Genomic DNA, 3,358 nt, shown 5'->3' on the forward strand with positions numbered 1-3,358 from the left:
CAGGACTCCACCCGCGCCCGCAGCCCAACCAGGTCCCGCGCGGCGGCGGCCCTGATCTCGTAGGAGGCCGTGGACCTGGCCGGGATGACGTTGGGGGCCTCGCCCGCCGAGGTGACCACGCCGTGCACGCGCAGGTCGCGCGGGAGCTGCTGGCGCAGCAGGCCGATCGCCACCTGCGCCAGCGTCACCGCGTCGGCCGCGTTGCGGCCCTCGTGCGGGGCGAGGGTCGCGTGCGCGGCCCGTCCGGTGTACTCGGCGTCCAGGGTGCCGAGCGCGAACGAGCGGAACCGGACGGTCTCGAACGGCCCGGGATGCACCATCATGGCGGCGTCCACGCCGTCGAACACCCCCGCCTCCAGCAGCAGCGCCTTGCCGCCGCCGCGTTCCTCGGCCGGGGTGCCGACGACCTTCACGGTCAGCCCCAGCTCGTCGGCGAACGGGGCCAGCGCCAGGCCCGCGCCGGCCGAGGCGGCGGCGATCACGTTGTGGCCGCAGGCGTGGCCGAGGCCGGGCAGCGCGTCGTACTCGGCGCAGAAGGCCACGGTCAGCGGGCCGCTGCCGAGAGAGGCGGAGAAGGCCGTCGGCAGGCCGCCCGCGCCCGCCGTCACCGCGAACCCGCCCGCTTCGAGCAGGCCCGCGGTCCAGGCGGCCGCCCGGTGCTCCTCGAACGCGGTCTCGGGGTGGGCGTGGATCCGGTGGCTGAGCGCGACCAGCTCGGGGGCGTGGGCCTCGGCGCGGCGGCGGATCGCGTCCCTGACGTTCACAGCCAGCCTGCCGCGAGGTCGGTGAGGCCGTCGGCCAGGCCGCCGAGCCAGCAGGCCGGGTCGTGGCCGCCGTTGTACTCGGTGTAGCTCACCTCGTACCCCTGGGCGGCGAGGGCGCCGGCGAAGCGGCGGTTCTCCTCCAGCAGCATCCACTCCAGCCGGCCGGCCTCGACGTGGAAGCGCACCGGCAGCCTCGGGACGGCGGCGTACCGGCGGGTCAGCCGTTCCGGATCCTCGTCGGGCCACCAGTACGACCCCGACTGCGACAGGACGTTGCCGAACCGTCCGGGCGCGAGGAGCGCGGCGTAGGAGGCGGTCAGCCCGCCGAGGCTCTGCCCCGCGATCACGGTCAGCCCCGGATCGCTCGTCGCCCGCCACGTGCGCTCCGCCCACGTCAGCAGGTCGTCGGCCAAGTAGCGGACGAACGGCTCGTGGCAGGCCAGCTCCCGCAGCCGGGCCGGCCGGTCCACCGAGTCGGGCATCAGCACGACGAGCGGCGGGAGGCGGCCCTCGTTCACCAGGTTGTCCAGGGTGGGCGCGACGCGCCCGGCCCACACCTCGCCGTCCAGCAGCACCACGACGGGAAGGGGACCGGCGGCCGGGCCGGGCGGCGTGTAGACCCACACCCGCCGCCCGCCCGACCGCGCCTGGCCGACCCGGCCGCGCGGCACGCCCGGCCGCCGCTCCCGGTACGGCTGCGGCGGCGCCTGCGGCAGCTCCAGCAACGACGAGGGACGCCGGTCCGGCGGGCCGGGCACGGTGAGCGGGTTGCCCGGATCCGGCACGGCCGTGCGCATGACCTGGAGCCAGGAGTCCCGGTCGGTGCCCGGCAGCCGGTCGCAGGGCAGGATCTGGTAGCCGGCCCGCAGGTCGGCGTCGAGCTCGTAGGTCAGGTGGAGCAGGTCGCTGCCCGGACGGCGGGTCATGACATGTCGGCTGATGTCGCCCGCGTGCCGGTCGCGGTCGGTCATCGTGTTGATCAGCACGACCGCCTGCTCGCCGCGCGACCTGGGCCGCCAGAGGAACGTCACCTTGCATCGGCCGGGCGTGCCGGCGGGCTCGACGATCGGGGTGGAAACGGGTGTCATGTCACGGCCTCCGGTCCGACAGCAGGGTCCACAGCAGGAAGGGGCCGCCCAGGATGCTGGTCACGACGCCCACGGGGATCTCGGCGCCGTCGGCGGCCACGCGTCCGGCCGTGTCGGCGATCACGACCAGCACCGCGCCGGTGAGCGGCGCGCCGACCAGGGGCAGCCGGGCCGGGCCTGCCAGCCGGGCGGCGACGACGGGCGCGGCCAGGGCCACGAACGCGACGGGCCCGGCCACGCCCGCCGCCAGCCCGGCCAGCACGACGGCGAGCGCCAGCAGGGCGATCCTGGTCCGGCCTGGATCGACGCCGAGCCCGGCGCTGACGTCCTCGTCGAAGCGCAGCACCGCCACCCGGCGGGCCAGCGCGAGCGCGGCCGGGACCAGCACCGCCAGCCCGGCGGCCACGGGCAGGGCGACGGAGTAGCCGCGCCCGGCCAGGCTGCCCACGCTCCAGGAGTGCACGGCCGTGGCCGAGCCGAGCCCCTGCCAGGCCAGCAGCGACTGGGTGAGCGCGCCGGCCAGCGTGGTCAGCGCCAGCCCCGTCACGATGAACCGGTAACCCTGCCGGCCGACGCCGCCCGAGACGGCGAACACCGCCACGGTGGCGGCCAGCGCGCCCACGGGACCGATCCACCAGTGGGCGAACAGCGTGCCCGAGGCGGACACCATCCCGGCGACCATGATGGCGATGACCGCGCCCTGGTTGATGCCGAGCATGTCGGGGGTGGCCAGCCGGTTGCGGGCCAGTGCCTGGGTCAGGCAGCCGGACAGCCCGAGCGCCGCCCCGGCCACCAGCCCCGCCACCACCCGCGGCAGCCTGATCTCCTGGACGAGCAGCACGTGCCCGCCCTCGCCCGCGCCCGCCAGGGCACTCAGCGCCTGCCCGGCCGTCATGCCCGACTGCCCGGCCGCCACCGCCGCCACGACGGCCACCGCGGTGACCGCCAGCAACGCCGCCGCCGCCACGGACGACCGTACGGGCACCAGCACCGACCAGCCCCGCCCCCGCACGACGCGCGCGTCGGAAGGCGAAGGCCCACCCGCCCGCGCGGCCCCGCGGGCGGGCCGCCGCCGCGGGGCGCGGGACGGGACCAGGTCACCGGGCCCGGCGGCCACCGCCCGCGACCGGGCCACCACGACCAGCACCGGCGCCCCCAGCACGGCGACCAGCAGCGCCACGGGCGCCTCGTACGGCCGCATGACCACCCGGGCCAGCACGTCGGCCCCCAGCAGCGCCACCGCCCCGGCCAGCCCGGACAGCACGATCCGCGGCCCCACCCGCCCCCCGCCCAGGGACCTGGACAGGAAACCGGCCAGCAGGCCGAGGAAGCCGATCGGACCGGCCACCGCGACCGCCGCGGCGCTGAGCAGCGTCACCGCCACCGTCACCCACAGCCGCGTGCGCCCCGGCCGGTGCCCGAGCGCGACGGCCAGGTCGTCGCCGAGCGCCAGCGCCGCCAGCGGCCGGGCCGCGACGGCCGCCATGACCAGCCCCGCCGCGACCG

General features: G+C 77.4%; 3 protein-coding genes. All 3 read right to left on the bottom strand.

Annotated features, from left to right (window positions below):
• Positions 1 to 764 (bottom strand): amidohydrolase (locus ACWCSD_RS49980; RefSeq protein ID WP_449926466.1); only part of this gene is annotated, 764 nt, incomplete at its 3' end.
• Entirely contained in the window at positions 761 to 1,852 is a 1,092-nt protein-coding gene (gene fes / locus ACWCSD_RS49985; RefSeq protein ID WP_449926469.1) for an enterochelin esterase, read from the bottom strand. The genes fes and ACWCSD_RS49980, both read right to left, overlap by 4 nt.
• 1 nt (position 1,853) lies before the next feature.
• On the bottom strand, positions 1,854 to 3,358 hold a 1,505-nt coding region (locus ACWCSD_RS49990), incomplete at its 5' end, for an iron chelate uptake ABC transporter family permease subunit (RefSeq protein WP_449926472.1).

The sequence above is a fragment of the Nonomuraea sp. NPDC001684 genome (assembly GCF_053596515.1).